General features: G+C 34.6%; 13 protein-coding genes, 2 pseudogenes, 1 CRISPR repeat array and 1 riboswitch. Of the genes and pseudogenes, 7 read left to right on the top strand and 8 right to left on the bottom strand.

Features of this window, described 5'->3' with window-relative positions; genetic code table 11:
- The first annotated feature begins 98 nt into the window (after positions 1-98).
- The 5 genes from C7958_RS09780 to C7958_RS09765 all read left to right on the top strand — a co-directional run bounded on the left by C7958_RS09780 (position 99) and on the right by C7958_RS09765 (position 8,073).
- Positions 99-2,423 carry a sensor domain-containing diguanylate cyclase/phosphohydrolase gene (locus tag C7958_RS09780; protein ID WP_111572494.1) on the top strand — a complete coding sequence of 775 codons (2,325 nt, stop codon included), beginning with the start codon at positions 99-101 and terminating at the stop codon, positions 2,421-2,423.
- Between the two features lie 279 nt (positions 2,424-2,702).
- Positions 2,703-3,557, top strand: a complete 855-nt coding sequence (locus tag C7958_RS09775; protein ID WP_166668514.1) for a DUF4351 domain-containing protein — start codon at positions 2,703-2,705, stop codon at positions 3,555-3,557.
- Positions 3,558-3,811: 254 nt separating this feature from the next.
- A riboswitch (cyclic di-GMP riboswitch) is annotated at positions 3,812-3,899 on the top strand.
- 203 nt (positions 3,900-4,102) lie between these two features.
- Positions 4,103-6,070 (top strand): methyl-accepting chemotaxis protein, encoded by a 1,968-nt coding sequence (locus tag C7958_RS09770; protein WP_111572492.1) that lies wholly within the window; start codon positions 4,103-4,105, stop codon positions 6,068-6,070.
- Positions 6,071-6,114: 44 nt separating this feature from the next.
- Entirely contained in the window at positions 6,115-6,264 is a 150-nt protein-coding gene (locus C7958_RS15655; RefSeq protein WP_166668513.1) for a hypothetical protein, read from the top strand.
- A gap of 192 nt (positions 6,265-6,456) precedes the next feature.
- A complete protein-coding gene (locus C7958_RS09765) occupies positions 6,457-8,073 on the top strand; it encodes a sensor domain-containing diguanylate cyclase (RefSeq protein WP_111572491.1) in 1,617 nt (538 codons plus the stop codon).
- A 134-nt stretch (positions 8,074-8,207) separates the two neighbouring features.
- Here C7958_RS09765 and C7958_RS09760 read toward each other — a convergent pair whose 3' ends face one another.
- From C7958_RS09760 to C7958_RS09735, 6 genes are all read right to left on the bottom strand, one after another.
- Positions 8,208-10,007, bottom strand: coding sequence for an L-fucose isomerase (locus C7958_RS09760; protein ID WP_111572490.1), 1,800 nt, complete (start codon positions 10,005-10,007; stop codon positions 8,208-8,210).
- A 61-nt stretch (positions 10,008-10,068) separates the two neighbouring features.
- On the bottom strand, positions 10,069-11,073 hold the full coding sequence (locus C7958_RS09755; RefSeq protein WP_111572489.1) for a LacI family DNA-binding transcriptional regulator: 1,005 nt from the start codon (positions 11,071-11,073) through the stop codon (positions 10,069-10,071).
- Between the two features lie 110 nt (positions 11,074-11,183).
- On the bottom strand, positions 11,184-12,476 hold the full coding sequence (locus tag C7958_RS09750; RefSeq protein ID WP_111572488.1) for a TRAP transporter large permease: 1,293 nt from the start codon (positions 12,474-12,476) through the stop codon (positions 11,184-11,186).
- A 14-nt stretch (positions 12,477-12,490) separates the two neighbouring features.
- Entirely contained in the window at positions 12,491-12,979 is a 489-nt protein-coding gene (locus C7958_RS09745; protein ID WP_111572487.1) for a TRAP transporter small permease, read from the bottom strand.
- Positions 12,980-13,058: 79 nt separating this feature from the next.
- Entirely contained in the window at positions 13,059-14,087 is a 1,029-nt protein-coding gene (locus C7958_RS09740) for a DctP family TRAP transporter solute-binding subunit (RefSeq protein ID WP_111572486.1), read from the bottom strand.
- A 139-nt stretch (positions 14,088-14,226) separates the two neighbouring features.
- Complete coding sequence (locus tag C7958_RS09735; protein WP_111572485.1) at positions 14,227-15,129, bottom strand: dihydrodipicolinate synthase family protein; 903 nt, start codon at positions 15,127-15,129, stop codon at positions 14,227-14,229.
- 606 nt (positions 15,130-15,735) lie between these two features.
- Between C7958_RS09735 and C7958_RS15955 the strand changes: the two are divergent.
- Positions 15,736-16,099: pseudogene (locus C7958_RS15955) on the top strand (PfkB family carbohydrate kinase).
- A 332-nt stretch (positions 16,100-16,431) separates the two neighbouring features.
- A CRISPR array of direct repeats spans positions 16,432-17,268; the repeat unit is 37 nt; unit sequence GTCAAAAGACTAAATCCACTACAACAAGGATTGAAAC.
- 45 nt (positions 17,269-17,313) lie between these two features.
- Complete coding sequence (locus tag C7958_RS09725; RefSeq protein WP_111572484.1) at positions 17,314-17,688, top strand: HAD-IIB family hydrolase; 375 nt, start codon at positions 17,314-17,316, stop codon at positions 17,686-17,688.
- A gap of 152 nt (positions 17,689-17,840) precedes the next feature.
- Here C7958_RS09725 and C7958_RS09720 read toward each other — a convergent pair whose 3' ends face one another.
- Together C7958_RS09720 and C7958_RS15950 are read right to left on the bottom strand one after the other, a co-directional pair.
- The gene (locus tag C7958_RS09720; RefSeq protein ID WP_111572483.1) at positions 17,841-18,641 is read right to left on the bottom strand and encodes an ExeA family protein; all 801 of its coding nucleotides are present in this window, start codon (positions 18,639-18,641) and stop codon (positions 17,841-17,843) included.
- Positions 18,634-19,131, bottom strand: a pseudogene (locus tag C7958_RS15950) (Mu transposase C-terminal domain-containing protein); the annotation flags it as partial. The pseudogene C7958_RS15950 and the gene C7958_RS09720, both read right to left, overlap by 8 nt.
- Positions 19,132-19,218: the final 87 nt, after the last annotated feature.

Here is a 19,218-nt window from a genome sequence, read left to right as displayed (position 1 = left end):
AGTAGATTGCTATATAAAGTAACAAATACTGCAAAAATCATAAAAAAATGTTACAATAAAGAAGATAATCCATAAATTTTGGCTAGAGGAGGCTGGAAATGCGAGCTCAGGTGTTTTCAAGAAAGAAAAACAAACTTAAAGGGATAGAAATTACTGATCTTAATAAACCGGATATAAACGAAAAGTTTTTGAGTAAATGGCAGAACATTTTAAACTTAATTACCGATATGATAGAGGTATCTGCTGCTTTAATAATGAAAATAAATGCGGAGTCAATAGAGGTTTTTCTAAAAAGCCAGAATGAGTCAAACCCCTATACCACCGGGGAGAAAAACATAGTAGGTGAGGGATTGTACTGTGAGACTGTTCTGGCAGAAAACAAAGAGCTTTATATTAAAAATGCTCTTAAAAATAAGGTCTGGAAGGACAATCCTGATGTCGGACTGGATATGATATCTTATTATGGTCTGCCTATAAATTGGCCGGATCAAAAATCATTTGGAACAATTTGTATTCTTGATAATAAGAGTATGGATCTGCAGAATAAAGACAAAAAATTACTGCAGGAATTTAAAAGAATTATTGAAGAAGATTTAGAGCTGCTGATTAATCAGATAGAATTAAGTGACCAGAAAAAACTTTTTGAAAATCTATTTAATAAATCTCTGGAAGGTATACTGCTCATGGATCAGGATTATAATGTGCTGAAGGCAAATCCCAAATTTGAAGAGGTATTTGGTTATTCTGAGGACGAGCTTTTAGGTAATAATATTGAAAATTATATAATTCCCGAAGCTGAAAAGAAAGATTTCTATAAATATAAAAATCAGGTATTAAAGAATAATAATGTAGAAGCAGAAGTAAAAAGAAAGACCAGAGCTGGAAAAATCAAATATTTTTCTTTACATGTAATTAAAGTCGAATTATTGACTGGTAAAGTAGGAATCTATGCGGTTTATGATGATATAACTTCTAAAAAGAAAAAAGATAAAGAAATTAAAGAAATCAAAGAAAGACTTGAACTGGCCATTAGAGGAGCAAACGTAGGTGTCTGGGACTGGAATTTTAAAACTGACGAACTTGACTTTAATAAAAATTGGGCCAGGATGTTAGAATATGATTTAGAGGAATTAGAAAATGATGTTAAAACCTGGCGAGATCTCGTTTATGCTGAAGATAAAGAGAAAATTGACAAAAGTTTAAAAGAACATTTTGAAGGAAAAAAAGAGTTTTATGAAAACGAGCATCGAATTCAGACTAAGTCCGGGAAGTTAAAATGGATAAAAGGTATTGGGAAAATAGTGGAGCGGGATCAGGAAGGAAATCCACTGAGGCTGGTTGGAATCCACCTTGATATCAATGATCAAAAACACCAGGAAGAACAGATTAAATATCTTCTATACAAAGATTCTCTCACTGATTTATATAACCGGAGATTTTTTGAAGAAGAAATGAAAAGATTGGATACCGGACGGCAGCTGCCGGTAAGCATCATTATGGCTGATGTTAATGGGCTTAAAATAATTAATGATAGTTTTGGCCACCAAAAAGGTGATGAACTTTTAATTAAAACAGCTGAAATTTTAAAATCTTCCCTTAGAGATGAGGATATTTTAGCCCGTCAGGGTGGAGACGAATTTGCAATTATTTTACCACAAACAAGCAAAGAAGATGCTCAGAAGATAATAAACAGAATTAATGAAAAATGTGAAAACACCGAAAATGATGAACTAACAGTTTCGATTGCGCTGGGGACTGCTACAAAGGTAACCCCAGATCCTGATCTGACAGAGATTTTAAAACAGGCAGATAATGATATGTATCAAAATAAATTATCGGAGAGTAGAAGCACTAAAAGTAAAATAGTAAAAAGCCTGGTGAACACTCTAAATGAGAAAAGTAATGAAACAAAAGAGCATTCTGAAAGAATGAGCAGCTTGGCTTATGAATTTGGAAAGTTTTTAGATTTAAATAACTCTCAATTACACAGATTGTCGCTGCTTGGTACTTTACATGATATCGGGATGATCACAATACCGGAATCAATATTAAATAAAGCCGGGAAATTAACAGAAATCGAATGGGAAGTTGTAAAAAAGCATCCTGAAACAGGTTTTGAAATTGCTTCTTCATCAGAAGAGTTTGTGACAATAGCTGAAGATATTTATGCACATCATGAACGCTGGGATGGTAGTGGTTATCCCCGCCAGCTGCAGGAGGAAGCTATTCCGTATCTGGCCCGGATTATTACCATTGTAGATGCTTATGATGTTATGACTCATAATACTCCTTATAAAAAGGCTGTTTCAGAAGAAGAGGCTTTAGCAGAAATAAAGGTTTGTGCGGGCAGTCAGTTTGCTCCAGAGTTGGCAGATAGTTTTCTTGAATTTATGAAAAAAGAATTATTTAAAAGAGGAATATAGAGTTGGTAAAGCTGGAGAGGTTTTTCAATTGTAGCTGACGAGTGAAGAGAGCTGGAGTAATATTAGAGAAATCAACGATTGAGAAAACTAAATATATTTCTATTTTATCTCACCCTACATAATTTTACACAAGTGTAGGGTTTTTTAAACTCATTTATTTTAATATTTAACTTTATTTCCAAATTATTCTATGATATACTTTATATAGTATAAATATTAGAAATGGAGGAAAATTAATGCAGCATTTTGATGTGACGGCTCACAACTATGATTTTGTGTTTGAAGACTCTTTTAATCTCTTTAAAAATGATATCTGATTTTTTAAAGGTCGAGATGCCTGGAATTGCTTCCTATCTGGAAACTGAATTTGCTGAGATCGAAACCAGTGCAGAACGAATGGATTTGAATTTTAAACTGGAAGATGGTTCAATTTTGCATTTAGAAGAAGAGGTAGAGGTTTCTGTTGATGATCTGATTCGTTTTGCTTCCTATGACTTAAAGTTATATAATAGATATAGAGATAATATTCGGACTATAATTTTATGTATTAAAGGATATCCAGCCTCTGAGGCAGCTTTTAATGCTGGGAGCCTGGGCTACAATACAACTGTTGTTAACATGTCTGATAAAGATGGAAAAGAAAAGATGAAAGAATTAAGAGAAAAAATAGAGAAAGGGGAAGAAATTAATTATTTGGAATTAATATTTCTTCCGCTGATGAATAGTGAGCAGGATATGGTTAAACGGGTTAAAGAAACTATTGAACTGGAAGATAAGCTGGATGCCGATCAAAATTTTAAGAATAATTTGGCTGCATTAACTATTGTGTTATGTGATAAATTTTTAAGCAGTGAAAATATGATAGAACTATGGAGGGATCGCAAAATGGTTAAATTTTTTAAATATGTAGAAGAGCAGGGCAAGAAAAAAGGAAAAGAAGAAGGCAAGATCGAAGGGAAACAGGAAGAAGCAAGATTAATTCTGATGCGGCAAATTAAAGCTAAGTTCGGTGAATTAGATAATGAAATCAGTAATTTGATTAATGAGGCTGAGCTAAGTAAAATTGAGGATTTAAGTGAAAAAATAGTAACTACAAATTCTGAGTCAGAATTAGTAGATTTTTTAAAGCATTAATTTGAAGAAAGTAAACAAACCGGCTGGGTTTAAGAATTCAGCTGGTTTTATTTTTACTTCGGGAATTAATATTTTTACAGAAATGTGTATAACTTTGTATAAAGATATTACGAGCCTAAAACATAAATTTAATGCTTAAACATCAGCAGTCGTTATAAAGCAGCTGTAATTTGTCGGATTTTGATTTATTATGTCTTAATTTAGTGGTATAATTTTAGCTGTATATGTGATACAATTAACATAATAAAAATTAACTAAATATTTAGCAAAATCATTGAAAAATGATGACGCAAAGCTATGGGTCTAAGGAGTATCAGCATCTATGACTGCCAGGTTGCCTTTGATAAATTATTATCATCGTATTCAATAAATACTAAGGCATAAAATCTAAAGTATTTATTTTTTTATTAATAAAGGTTACTAATTATATTATAGAATGTTTAATTACCTATAGCTCTCATTTTAGTTAAAAAGATAATCAGTTGGATTGTTTAAGTGGTAGAAATATTTTTTTAAAAACTAAAAATAAACAAGGGGAGAGTAAAATGTTTAAAAGTTTAAAAGGTAAAATGGTTCTTATTATTGCACTTATGATTTTGATTTTAATGGTGGGCAGTTCTATTGCCTTCAACAATTTTATTAGTGATCTTATTCAAAATTCTACAGCTGATAGTTCTTTAAATAGTGCGGAGCAGAACGCCCAGATTATTTTTGAATGGCTTTCTGGACTAAAAACTCAGATAGAAGATTTTGCAAATGCCAAACGGGTAAAATCAATGAACTGGTCAGAGCAGAGTGACTTTTTATTACAATTTAGTAATCCCAATATTGAATCGATTTTAATAGCTGATACTGCCGGGAGTGGTAATATCTTAAATGGAGGCAGCATTGATATTTCTGATCGCCAATACTTTCAGGAAGTAATGTCAACTCAGGAAACAGCAATTTCTCTTCCGATGACAAGTAGAATTTCGGGAGACAAAGTGATAGTTATTGCAGTTCCCATAATTGAAAATAACAACCTGCTCGGAGTGATAGGTGGGACAGTAAAAAGTGAATACTTACAGACTCTAATAAATGATATGGAGATCGGCGGTTTTGGCTATGGCTGGATTATAGATCAACAGCAGAGAACAATTGCTCATCCAGACGAAGATTATATCGGTAATGCAGATGCTCAGAGAGGACAACCTGAACTCCAGCAGCTTATTGACAGGATGACCCAGGATAGTGGTTCTGGAACAGGAGAATATACATATAATGGAGTCGAAAAAGAATTAGCATATGCTCCTGTGGGCCTGGCAGGCTGGATTGTGGCCATGACAGCAGATCAAAGTGATGTGCTGGCAAAATTAGTTACTTCCAGAAATATGAGTATCTGGATAGCAGCAATTGCAGTATTTATTGGAATAATAATCACCTATTTTATTGCCAGTTATATTGCAAATCCAATTCTTAAAGCGGTTAAAATGGCTGATAGTATTGCAAAGGGTAACCTCGGGGTTGATGATCTTGAAATAGATAGAAATGATGAAATTGGTATCTTAGCTTCATCTTTAAATAAAATGAAAGAAAACTTAAATCAAATACTTTCTAAAGTGACAGATATTGCCGAAAACCTTTCTGCTTCCAGTGAGGAACTGTCTGCCTCAGGTGAGGAAGTAGCCACTGCTGCCACTCAGGTGGGACAGTCTATCCAGCAGGTGGCCTCCGGTGCGGAAGAACAGTCGGCCCAGGTAGAGGAGACAACCAGCAAAATTGATGAGCTTATAGATCAAATAGATAATGTGACCTCGATGTCTAGAGATATGGAGGAACAGGCAGATAAAGTGATGAATAATATTGAAGCTGGTAATCAATCAATAGATAATTCTGTTGATCAGATAGAAAACGTTAAGGGAAATACTAAGGAAGTATCGAATACGATAAATAATTTAGGAGACTTATCAAATAAAATTGGTGAGATAGTAAACTTAATCAATAATATAGCTGCTCAGACCAATCTTTTAGCCTTAAATGCTGCTATTGAAGCAGCCAGAGCAGGGGAGGCCGGCCGTGGCTTTTCTGTTGTTGCCGATGAGATAAGACAGCTGGCAGAAGAATCCGAAACTGCCACAAATCAAATTGGAGGACTGGTCAGAGAAATTCAGAGTGGTGTCGGAAGTGCAGTAACAAGGATGGATGCTACCGAAGAAGTCGTAAATGGCAGTGTTGATGCAATTAGAAATACAGGCAAATCATTTGCAGAAATTAATTCAGCAGCCTTAAGCCTGAGAAATCTAATTGAGAATATTAATGACAGATCAGAAAAAGTAAGTGAAAACGGAAAAGATGTGGAAGCTACAATTAAAGAAATTGCTTCAGTCAGTCAGGAAGCTGCCAGCAATGCCGAAGAAGTCGCAGCAGCCAGTCAAGAACAGACTGCTTCTACTGAAGAAATTGTAAGTGCCTCTGAAGATTTAACCGATATGGCAGTCGAGCTTACAGAAGTAATTAAGAAATTTAATCTATAGATTTTACTGATAAAAGCTTAAAAGAGTGTTTTTAGTGAGTGATTATGACAGAAATATATCTAACAGTGGTTGAATTTTATGGTTGGAGTAAAGAGCAGCTGACTTCAATGGAAATCACAGATATTAAATTATTAGAAAAAGAATATCTATATTCGATTATTTATGAATCAAACCTGAGTTGTTCTAAGGTTTAAAGTGGATTATAAGAGAGATTGAAATAACCGGTTGAGGCGAAATGCTTTAACCGGTTTTTTATACGCTCAATTATAACTTGTCATTCATATAGCAAACTGAGCAGCTAAGCAAATAAAATACAGGACTTCATAGATTAATACAGAAATATACTATTAGTATTATTATTATAATGATATTCTGGAGGTGAGCTTATGAATTTAAAGTCTGAGCTCAGAGAAGATTTAATAGATAAATTATCAATAGGAATAATTTTAGTCAACCAGAAGGGAGAGTTTGTTTTTGCTAATAATGTTATTCAGGAAATGACCGGCTATACTGAAAAAGAAGTAAACAGTTTAACCACATGGTATGAGAAAGTTTTTCCGAATCCAGAAAAAAGAAAAAAAGTTAAAAAAATTTTTAAATCAGATATAAAAAATGATATCCCGGATAGGACCCATAAAATTATAACTGCTGCTGGAGAGCATAAATATCTTAACTTTCGTTATTCGGAATTAGAAGCTGGAATGATACTGTTTGAGATTATAGATATTTCTCATAAAATAAAACAGAAACAGCAGCTGAAAAAACAAAAAATTATTTTTGAAAATTTGTTTACTAACTCACTTGCCGGTATAGTATTACTTGACAGAGATCTGAATATACTTGAGGCTAATAAAAAATTTAAAGAGATATTTGAAGTTGCTGAAGAGAAGCTGATTAATAAAAATATAAACCAGGTTGCAGTTCCGGTGTCCAGTTCGGACAGGATTAAGCAGAAAAAGAAATTTTTTCTGCAGGGTCGGAAATTGAAAGAAGATGCTGCCTATCGAGTGAATGATCAAATAAAATACTGCAATATACATATTTTTTCAGCTCTGGATGATGAACACGGGAATTTAATTTATGCTGCCCTGAATGATATTACAGAAAATAAGAAGCGAGAATTTGAACTAAAAGAGGTCAAGGAAAGACTGGAGCTGGCGGTTGAAGGTGCAAATATTGGCATTTGGGACTGGAAAGTTGAGCAGGAGATAGTTCATTATAATCATAACTGGGCCCAGATGCTTGGTTACGAACTTTCTGAGCTGGATAACTGTCTGGACACCTGGCTGGATTTAGTTCATCCTGATGATAAAAGCAGGGTTTTGAGAGATATTAATAATCATCTGTCAGGCAAGACAGAAAAATATTTTAATGAGCACCGGTTAAAATCTAAATCAGGCAAATGGAAATGGATCCGGGATATTGGTAAGGTTACAGAAAGAGATGAACAGGGAGCTGCTGTAAGGGTTGTTGGAGTGCATATTGATATTGATCGGGAAAAAAGAACGGCCAAAAAGATTGAATATCTTTCCAATCATGATGAACTGACCGGCCTTTACAATAGGAGATATTTTAATGAAGAGTTAAAAAAGCTTCATAATTCCAGGAAATACCCGGTAAGCATTATTGTAGGAGATTTAAATAGCTTAAAGCAGATTAATGATAATTATGGTCACAGCATGGGAGACAGATATATTAAAATGGCAGCTGAAGCAGTTAAAAATTCTTTAAGAGTAGAAGATGTAGTGGCACGAATTGGTGGAGACGAGTTTGCAGTTATTTTACCTGAAACTGACAATCAGAAAGCTGCTGCAGTAACCGACAGAATTTTAAAGAGCATCAAAAAACATAACAGTAAACAGCTGCCGGAACCGCTGAGCATCGCCCTTGGCTATGCAACAACCTATTGCAGTAATCCTGATTGTGGAGAAAAAGATATTATAAACTGTTATAATCAGGCTGACCGGAATATGTACAAACAGAAATTTGGCAGTAGAGGCTGAGCGCGGCAGAAGTCAAATTAGATTTCTGAGTTCAGAATCCGCAAAAAGTCAGCTCACTAAATTAAGGTTAGTCTTAAATAACTAAGGAAGCAGCTTCCTTAGTTATTTTTTGTTCATTTTTTAATTTTAATGATTTAACTATATAGAGGCCCAAAATTCTTACAGGCTCTGTAATCAGCACTTTCTAAATCCCTGGTGCCAAATAGATTCCAGGCATCCGGTCTGAATATCCTGTCTTCTTCAATGTTGTGCATGTTGACCGGTATTCTGAGCATTGAAGCTAAGGTAATTAACTGATCACCTATGTGGCCAAAACTAATTGCTCCATGATTTGAGCCCCAGTTGTTCATAACTGAATAGACATCTTTAAAAGCTCCTTCTCCTGTCAGCTCTGGTACAAACCAGGTTGTGGGCCAGGTTGGATCTGTTCTCTGATTTAAGACTTCATGGATTTCTGGATCTATATCCACTGTGTATCCTTCTGCTATCTGTAATACCGGTCCCAGGCCTTTTACTATGTTCATTCTGGCCATTGTGACCGGCATTCCACCTTCTGATAAAAACTGTGAGGAAAAGCCTCCACCTCTAAAGTAGCCTAAATTAGCAGGGCGCCATTCTGTTGCTTTAAGGCAGGCATCCACCTCTTCTTCACTGATATTCCAGAATTCCTTCATAACTGAATTACCAGCTTCATCCTTCATCTTACCAGTACCATCAAGAGTTGTAGAACCTGAGTTAATTAAATGAATTATTCCATTCTCAGCTCTACCTGTTAGTTTTTTACCAGTTACTCTCTCAACTGCTTCAGGACTCCAGAAGGTTCTTACATCAGAAAAGATCTGAGCTCTGTTTGTTAAGAGATGGTTAAAAAGCATTGGTACCGCATTTAAGCTGTCATTTTCTGTGGCCATCATATAGGCTTCTCTAATTCCATTCCAGTCAAAAGATGAATTTAGCACTGCTTCCATAAAATCTCCATTGGGGAAATGATCTGTCCACTGCCTCTGTCCCTGAAAACCAGCTGCTATTGCATTATGACCATTTGCTTCTTCTCCATAACCCATTTCTTTAAGTTTAGGATTACCAACCAGCAAATCTCTGGCTATAATAGTCATTTTAACTATAAACTCCCACTGCTCATTTTTCTCTTCCCGACTGAACTGTTCTGATTCTGGATTGTTGTCCTGACCTTCGTTACAATTTTCTTTAACCCAGGCTAATGCTTTTTCGAATTCTTCCTGATCATAAATTTCTTCTTCAATTCGACGGGTAAACTCACTCATATCTATATATTCATTTCTCATACCTAAATAATCCTGAAAAACTTCTTCGTCTACAATTGAACCAGCTATCCCCATGGAAACTCCGCCCATTGATAGATAGGATTTACCTCTCATTGTTGCTGCTGCCAGACCAGCTTTAGCAAATTTGAGTATTTTTTCTTTTACATCCTCCGGTATACTTTCGGTTCCTGCATCCTGTACATTTTCTCCATAGATTTTAAAAACAGGAAGTCCTTTCTGGTTATGTCCTGCTGCAGCTGCAGCCAGATAAACTGCTCCCGGTCTTTCGGAGCCATTAAATCCCCAGATTGCCTTTGGCCGTAAAGGATTTTGGTCAATTGTTTCAGTTCCATAACACCAGGCGGGAGTTATAGTCAGGGAAACCCCAACTCCCTCACGCTGAAACTTTTCTTCGGCCGCTGCTGCTTCTGCCACTCCCCCAATAGTGCTGTCAGCTATTACACATTCTACCGGTAAACCATTGGGATGTCTTAAAGTCTCTTCTAACAGTTCAGTCACACTTTCAGCTAAGCCCATTGTTTGAGCTTCTAGAGATTCTCTGACTCCTCTTTCTCGACCATCAATTGTGGGTCTGATACCAATTTTGGGCATTGCACCAATTAGCCTTTTTTTGCCGTTAAATTCACTCATTATTAAATTTCCCTCCTGTTAAAAATAATTATAAAATTTTATAGTTCTTATAACCAACTTATTATTCTAATACAGCAGCTGAATTACCCTTATTAATTTTAGTTTTAATTTTAATATGTTTAATTTCACTTTTTTTATTGTTTAAATTAGATAAAAGTAAATTGGAAGCTTTTTCACCAATTTCGTCTACTTTTTCATCAATATAGGTCAATGATGGAGTGATTAATTGAGAATTAGAGATGTTACCAAAACTGATAAGAGAGAGGTCATCAGGAATATTAATATTTTTTTCCCTGGCAACTAACAAAATCCCTGCCGCAATAAAGCTGTTGCCTGCGATTACAGCGGTTGGCTTTTCTTTTAAAGCAAGCAATTCCAGCAGAGAATTTTTTCCGAATTCAAAACTAAATTGCCCAAACTTGATATAATCTGAATTTAAAGCAACATTATTATCATAGATTCCCTTTGTATATCCCACGTATCGATCATAATTTGTGATAATTTTTTTAGCTCCAGTAACTAAGGCAATTTTCTGATGCTTCCTTTCAGTTAAAAAATTAACTGCCTCATAAGTAGCTTTTTCTTTATCTACACAAACTGAATTTAAATTGTTTTTTTGAGGTCTTCTGTCAACGCAAATAACCGGTATTTTTTTACTTAAGTCTTTTAAGTAATCCTCATTTTCTCCAGTCGAAGAAATGACAATTCCATCGACCCTTTTTTCATATAATAATTTTAAATATTCTAATTCTATCTCAGGTTTATCTTCTGTACTGCCAATAACTATAGTGTAATTATTTTTCCTAACAGCTTCTTCAACTTTTTTGGCAATTCTAATAAAAAAGGGATTTGACATATCGGAAGAAATAAAAGCTATAGTATTAGTTTCACTACTTTTTAAGCTTCTGGCCAGCTGGTTAGGCTTATAATCGAGTTCTTCAATTACCCTCATAACCTTTTTCCGTAACTCAGGATTTACATTATCTGCTCTATTGATAACTCTAGATACTGTTGCAGTAGAAACACCAGCTTTTTCTGCAACATCCTTCATGGTTGTGTTAGTCATTTTTTTACTCCTTTAAAATAATAGTTATTACTTTAAACCTAATTATATAAAGAAAGCTGTTTTATTACAAACAAAAACAATAAGTAATCTAAGAACTAAAAAGTAAAATATTATGGTAAATAACCAAATAACTCTGGCAGCACTAAAACTATATCAGGCACAAAACTGATTAAAAATAAGGCAATAAGCAGCACACTAATAAACGGAATTATTTCTTTGAAAATCTTGCTTAAAGGAGTCTCAGTTAAACCGCTGATAATAAATAAATTAACCCCATAAGGTGGTGTAGAAAGACCGATCATTAAGTTAAACACAGCTACTACTCCAAAGTGAACTAAATCTATACCAACTGCCTGTAAAATTGGTAAAAATATTGGGATTACTATAACTAGAACAACCATTGTATCTAAAAACATGCCGAGAATTAAAAACATGATGTTGATTGCAAATAACAAAACTATCGGGTTGGTCATAATTTCGAAGGAAGTTACAAACTCAGCAGCCGAAACGGCAATTCCTTCTTTTGCCACTACATAACTGAACAAAAAGGCAGCAGCAACTATAAAGGCCACATAGCCGGTAGAAAGTGTGACTTCCTTTAAAATATTTCTCAGCTTTTTAAAACCTAAAACTCTATAAACAAGCATGGTTAAGATGAGGGCATAAAAGCTGGCTGCTGCCGCAGCTTCTGTCGGGGTGAAAACACCACTGTAAATTCCTCCTAATAAAATCACCGGAGTGAGCAGAGGTAGAAAAGAAGCAATAAACTTAGTCCAGATGTTTTTTAGACTAAAAGCTTCGCCTGCAGGATAATTTCTTCTTTTGGATACCCACCAGATATAAGCCATTAAGACCAATCCCAGAATAAGACCAGGTAAAATACCTCCTAAAAATAAGTATCCTGTTGAAGCTCCAGAAATACTGGCATAGATAACCATGGGTATACTGGGAGGTATAATCGGACCTACAGTCGAAGAGGCAGCTGTTACAGCACAGCTAAAAGCAGAATCAAAACCCTCATCTTCCATAGCTGTAGTTGCCATATAACCCACACCAGAAGTATCAGCAAGAGCAGAACCGGTCATCCCAGAGAAAATTAGAGATGAAACCACGTTAACATGAGCCAGTCCTCCTTTTAAAGAACCGACAAGGCTATTTGCAAAACCAAAAATTTTAGAAGTTATATTCCCTTCATTCATCACCCGACCGGCAAAGATAAAAAGTGGTATTGAAACTAATACAAATTGGGTCTGAAAGTGAATAGCCATTTGATCAACTATAACAGCAGGATCAATACCTTCTAAAATTATGTATAACATTGAACTTGTTGCTATGGCAAAAGCTACTGGATAGCCCAGGGCAAACATAGCAATAAAAGTTAAAAACCAGATCTGAAGAGACATAAAAATATTCCTCCTTAATTATCAAGTATATATTTAAGATCTTTATAAATATATTCCAAATTATGAATAATAACTAATACCATGAAAATAAAAAATGGAGAAAAAACATAGGTCCAGCTCCATCTTAAAGTGTGAGTTTTAATTCTGCTGACAAACATTAAGTACTCCCAGATATCTGGTAATAAGATTACAAAAACTACTGTCACAAATAAATTGAAAAAAATGTTAAGACCTTTTTGAACCTTTGTAGGAAACTTCTCATAAATAATATCCAGACGCACATGTTTATCCTTGCGGCGTGCATAAGAAGCTCCAAAATATAAAAGCCAGACATATCCCCAGAGTGAGAGTTCATAGAGGGAAGTATAAGAAATCCTGAAAACCGTTCTCATAAACACCTGTACAATTAAGACTAAAATAATTAAAAGAATTGCTATAGATGGGATTGTTTCTTCCATAAAATTAATAATAAAGCTGTAGATTTTTAATAAATTATTTTTCATTAATTTATCACCCTTTGGTTAGCTAAATTCCCCCTTCCCTCAGCCTTATAGTTTAAGAGAAGGGGGCAGTAAAAGTTAATTACTTGGAATACATTTCTGAACCGACTTCCTGAATTTCTTGATAATTTTCGAACCATTCTTCTGGCTGGTTTTCGCGATAGTATTCGGTTACATTTTCCATAAAAGCATCTTTATCAGGATAAATAATATTTAGACCCTCTCCAGAGAAATATCCTAACAATTCAGCTTCCTGCTGCAGCACCATATAATTCATGTGCATTCTGCCAATTCTGGCTGCTTTTGTGAGAGCCTGTTTGTAATCTTCTGGCAATTCTTCCCACAGATCTGCATTAATTGTGGGGTTGATAACACTTAAGAAATGCTCAGTTAAAACAATAGAGTCGGTTACTTCATGAAAATTTTGGGCTCTATTTGTGGGCAGTGGATTGTCCTGACCTTCAACAGTTCCTGTATCCAGAGCTGTATATAGTTCCCCAAAGTCAACTGGAGTTGGTTCAGCTCCCAGAGCTCTACCAACATCTAACCAGGCTGCACTACCGGGCATTCTCAATCTTACGCCTTCTAGATCTTCAGGTGTGCGGACTTCTCCAGCGGATTCTGTTAAGTTAAGCTGTCTGGCACCCAGGTACCAGGTATCTAAGACTACCATATTTCCCTGTTCTCTTACCTGATTCCAGTATCTCTTACCAATAGGACCATTCATTACCTGATATAAATGATCAATGTCTCGATAGGCATAAGCAGAAGCTAATACACTGATTTCTGGAAGTGGAACCAGATCAGCAAACCATTCAGGGCCGGCAGGAGCCATATCAATTTGACCTCTCATTACACCGGTAATCTGTCCTGTCTGATCGGCGTATGTTCCGGAGTGTGCAATTTCAATAACTACTTTACCATCTGTTAATTCTTTAACAGCGGCAGCAAATGTCTGGGCAGCCTTAACTTGAGGCTGATTAGGACTTGCAACGTCTGCATAAGTTAAAACATAATCGGGTTCTACTTCTTCTTCCTGAGCACTAACAGCAAAAGCTAAACTAAATACTAAAGTTAAAGCAAAAAACAATACAGTTAATTTCTTAATCATTAGTTTTCTTCCCCCTTAAATTTTTTTGAAAAAATTCCCTGATCACAGACAGATAGAGTTATCCCTCCTTTCCTGATAATATTTTAGTAGATAAAAGCCGACAAATGTATATTTTTCAGATATAAACCAGCTAAAATCATTATAAAAGTTTTAGCTGATCTTCAAGAATATCAAGGTTAGCATATAATTCTTCTTTTTCAGCTGCTGTTAATTCTAACTGGGGACGCCTCATGTAACCTGCGTTAATTCCTCTCCGGTTAAGGGCAGCTTTAAAATAGGCAAGATTGGTGCCTGCTTTTAATGTTTCTACAAATTTTGCGGCTATTTTTTTGACTTTTAGTATTTTTTCCTGATCATTATTTTGATAAGCCTGATAAAGAGCCACAAAGGGTTCAGGATAAACAGAAGATATCCCGGAAACTACACCAGCACAGCCTAATGTCAGGAGTGTATGCATTAACTTATCTGTTCCGTGCATCACAGAGAATTGGCCATCTCCAATTTCTAGATATTTATTTGTTTTCATAATATCGGGATAGCTGTATTTGATTCCGACTATATTAGAATGTTTTTGATATAATTTTTCTGCTACCTCAGCTGAGAGATCATTAGCACTGCACTGCGGTATATTATAGAGATAAACCGGAAAATTTTCTGAAACAGACTCAGCTACTGCTGTATAATACTCTTCCAATTCTCGATCATTAACATTAAAATAAGAAGGAGTAACCACTCCAATACCATCTGCTCCTATTTTTTCGGCATGCTGAGAAAGTTCTATTGTCTCATCCATTCTCATTGCACCGGTATGAAGATAGACTGTTACTCTTCCGGCTGCTTCTTTTAAGACTGCCTCGGCAATTTTTTTTCTTTCCGCAATGTTTAATCTGTACATTTCGCCAGTGGTGCCTAAAGGGAATAAGGCATCTACACCTTTATCTATTAAAAAACTGCTCAAATTTCTCACTGCTTCCAGATTGACTTCCCCATTTTTATCAAAAGGGGTGACCATAGCTACAGTTACACCATTGAGTTTTTTCATTTATCTTCCTCCTATGTAATCGTTTTATCAAATTATTAAAAAATATTTATCATAAAAGCCTGACATGACAGAAATAAACCAATAAAGTTCGATCGGAACTCATGTAATCGATTTATCAAGTATAATGATATACTGAATTATTTTATTTATCAAGAAATCAAATGAATGCTTAAACTCTATTAAATGATATTAAATCTAAAATACTAGGTATTACTCAATATTTATAAGTTTCAGAAAAATTTTAATTATATGTTTTTGTATTTATTTTAAATCATAAGTAATTTGCGGATAGAGGATATATATCAACATTTTTCCGAAATATTTCTTGATAAAATAATTAGTTTAAGATTTCAATTATTTTTAAGAAAAATATATACAAAAGCAGGGGAATTAATTGTCTAAAGTACTTGTGATTGGGAGTATTAATATGGATTTAGTTGTCGAAACTGAGCGCTATCCTGAAGCAGGCGAAACCATCATCGGAGGCAAGTTTGAACAAATTCATGGTGGAAAAGGGTCAATTATGAGCTTGATTCTGAAAAAATAGGAAAGTTAAAAGATAAAATTATTGAGGCTGAAAATATATTATTGCAGCTGGAAATTAAAATGGCAGCAGTTGAGAAAATTGTAGAAATAGCTTCTGAAAACAATACAAAAATAATTCTGGATCCTGCACCAGCTCAGAAACTGCCGGCACATATTTTAGCAAAAATTGATTATCTGCTGCCAAATGAAGGTGAGCTTAACCTGTTATTTCCCGAGGCTCAAGCGGAAAGCAGTTGGCACAAGAGCTGCAGGAGATGTATTTGCAGGATCTTTTGCAGCCAGTTTTGTTAGAGAAAGAAATCTAAAATCTGCTATAGAATTTGCCATTAAAGCAGCGGCCTATTCAGTAACTATCAAGGGAGCTCAGAGCTCTATCCCCGGTCAAAAGGATTTAGATCAGTTTCTCAAAGAAAGGATTAAATAAAATTATTTTCTGATTTTAATAGTCGGCTATAATTTAATTAGTATATAAATTTGATAGTCAAAAATAAATATTTAAGACAAAAAAGAGGATTTAAGAGGGCTATATTTAAATATATAATTAAGAAATAATTTTATTCTGAGACAAAATTATTTAAGAGTAAAAATTTGAACCTTGATAATTATTGAAATAGCAATTTGGTCAGGATAGTCAAAGTCGCGGCATTTTCTTAAAAACAGCTATTTTGAGCCGTTTTTTGAGTCTGAAATGTTAATCACCTGTTCCAGGCAAAGTGGTTTGAAAGCTGTTAAAATAGGATTTGTAAAGCTTGACGGGTCAAAAGACTAAATCCACTACAACAAGGATTGAAACGAAAAAGAAATAAATAATGAGCTGCAGGGGGCTAGGTCAAAAGACTAAATCCACTACAACAAGGATTGAAACCCGATTTCTAAATCATAATAGAATGTATTATCATGTCAAAAGACTAAATCCACTACAACAAGGATTGAAACGCAGCTTATAATGAAGGACTACTATCAGGTAAATGGGGTCAAAAGACTAAATCCACTACAACAAGGATTGAAACTAACTTACTGCATTAATCCACTTGCTGAATTAATAGGTCAAAAGACTAAATCCACTACAACAAGGATTGAAACACATCTGCAGGGAGTGGCACAACATCATAAGTAGGGGTCAAAAGACTAAATCCACTACAACAAGGATTGAAACGATAAGCATCTTTCCCATAATATTTCCGATTAACCTGTCAAAAGACTAAATCCACTACAACAAGGATTGAAACTAAAGTTCCCAGTATGGATCATCTGAGAAAAACTTGGTCAAAAGACTAAATCCACTACAACAAGGATTGAAACTTCCTCCTTAAGTAATTTAAATAAAAACAGGCCATTGTCAAAAGACTAAATCCACTACAACAAGGATTGAAACTAACCAACCATATTTATTCCCTGGCTGAGAGGAAATGTCAAAAGACTAAATCCACTACAACAAGGATTGAAACATTTCTATTTTCTCTAATGCTAAATCACTGCTTGAGTCAAAAGACTAAATCCACTACAACAAGGATTGAAACTACTGCTGCTGGCCCGGATAATTATATTTTTTAAGCGTCAGAAGACTAAATCCACTACAACAAGGATTGAAATTTACACTTTGATTGATCCTAAACAAAGAAAAATAGGAGGAATTTGATGGATGATTTTAAGATGTTATGTTTAGATATTGATGGGACACTACTTAATTCAGAGCATCAAATTAGTTCCAAAACTAAAAGAATGATTAAAGAGGCTGTCAAAAGAGGAATCTTAGTGATCTTAGTATCAGCACGGATGCCCAAGGGGATCTGGTTTTTACAGGATGAACTGGAGATCGATCAAGCAATAATTTCATATAATGGTGCATTAGTTATTGAAAAAAATTCAGATTATTTATTAAATTTAACTATAGCCAAAAGGGATCTAAAAGATATATATAGTTTAGCCAGACATTTAGATGTACATATCAGCTTATATCAAGATGATCACTGGTATATAGAAAACTTAGATCATTGTGATTTTGCAAATTAATCCAGTTAAATTATTCAGATTAAATCAGCCTAAATTAGCTAAAATTACAGCATAATTTTCAAATTAAATTAGTAAAAACAAAAACATTTTGCAGATTAAATTAGCAAGGGACTTAAAAATAAGCCCCTTTAATTTGAATAATATTTTTCACTTTAAAATGTATCTTTTTCGCAGGCTTTGAAGACAATTTCCTGGTTTATCTGCTCTGCTTTAAGCTGAAACCCTAAAAGCAGAGAATTAACTGCGATATTGTTAATCAATCTGGGTAGTCCTCTTGATCTCAAGGCAATTGCCTCCAGAGCCTGAGGTATGAATATTGGGTGATTTGCTCCAGCAAGTTTAAGCTGGTGCTCAACATATTCTTTGACTTCCTCTTTGTTTAAGGGGTTCAGCTGATACTTCATGATCACTCGCTGATTTAAGGACTGATTATGATTTAAATTTAGTTTGGTCATAAAGTGAGATAAACCAGCTAAAATAAGAATAAATGGATTCTGAGAATCCATAGCAAAATTAAATAAAATACCAAGATCACTTAAGAATTTGTTGGGAGCAAGCTGCATTTCATCTAAGATAATAATCGGAGTAATCTTTTTCTCGTTGTAAAACTTTAAGATAGCAGCCTGAACCTGATTAAAAAGGTCCACCTTTCTAAATTTAGGTTCTTCTCCCAGGCCAATGGCTATGCCTCTGTAAAAATCCATTACTGAGCCTGTAGATAAAGGGAAATAGATGACCTTAAATAATGATGGATTAACACTGTCAGCCATAGATCTCAGGGCAGAAGTTTTACCACTTCCAGGTTCACCAATAATGACAGCAATGCCTCTTGTTTTTTTAAGATAATTAAGTCTGGCAGAAAGTTCTTTTAAGTTTTCAGACTGGTAGAGATCTTTAGTTTCAATTTCTTTTTTAAATGGATTATCTGATAAAGAATAAAAAGATTTATACATTTTTGCTACCTCCTTCAGTCATTTTAGCAAAGGAGATAGGATTACCTCTTTTAACATGAGCATTATCAGCCATAATCACAGGCTCAGCTTTAGTAATGCATTTACCATTTTCATAAAGATAAATATTATCATATGTTTCTTGATCAAAGCGGATTTTAACCTTTTTGCCAATATAGACAGGTGGCACCTGATAGAGTTTAGAATTAACAGATATGGTTCCATCGTGTCTGACTTTTCTCTGTGCTCTTTTAAGAAAAAGCAGCTTAAGTTTTTCAGGATCATCATAGGTTTTAACCTGACTTATCTGGGACATGTATTTATCCAGAGGAGTCATCTTTAGAGAAGAGTGCACTTTACGGTGATAATCTTTTTCCAGCCATTTAAAAAAGCTCTTGTTTAGCTTATCCAGGGAAGATAAATCTTCATCAGTTAAAAGAGGTAAAAACCTTTTTCTAACAGTTAAGTAAAACCTTTCAATTTTGCCCTTGTTATGTGAAGCTTCACATAATAAAGGTTATGCAAAGCATATGATTATGTAAAGTATTTAAAAATAATATTGTTCTGTCAGGATTAACTG

This window comes from Halanaerobium saccharolyticum (assembly GCF_003259895.1).
GTDB lineage: Bacteria > Bacillota > Halanaerobiia > Halanaerobiales > Halanaerobiaceae > Halanaerobium > Halanaerobium saccharolyticum_A.
Note: the sequence above shows the minus strand (reverse complement) of the source record. Positions and strands in the feature narration are given on the sequence as shown.